Source organism: Arthrobacter sp. E3 (genome assembly GCF_017353415.1).
Taxonomy (GTDB): Bacteria; Actinomycetota; Actinomycetes; order Actinomycetales; family Micrococcaceae; genus Specibacter.
Map to the genome: position 1 here is coordinate 1 of NZ_JAFMPX010000105.1, position 375 is coordinate 375.

At 61.9% G+C, this 375-nt stretch carries 1 pseudogene; it reads right to left on the reverse strand.

Annotated features, from left to right (window positions below):
• A pseudogene (locus JMA46_RS16840) lies at positions 1-375 on the reverse strand (IS3 family transposase); the annotation flags it as partial.

A 375-nucleotide genomic window follows, 5' to 3' on the forward strand; every position in this document is an offset into this window, starting at 1 on the left:
CGGACGGCTTGCGGTAGACGGTGGTGCGTGAAACACCGGTCAGCACTGCTGCCCGGCGTGTGGGAACTTCCTGGCCGCGTAGGCGCTGATAGGCGTCCATCATTTCTTCTTGGGCTTCGGCCCGTCCGGTGATTCCTCGATGGCGTTCTCGAAGAACGCCGAGAGTTTTCCCATAATGTCCAAGGCAGCCTCGGAGCGTGTCAACCGGGCCTCACTCACCTCTAACTGGCGGCGCAAACGCGCGATCTCTGCCTGGTCCTTGGAGAGCTTCCCGATCGATTCACCGGGCTTCTTGCCCGCCAGAACGCCGGCATCACGCTGACGGCGCCATTCAGTCATCTGCGAGGAATACAAGCCCTCACGACGCAGGAACGC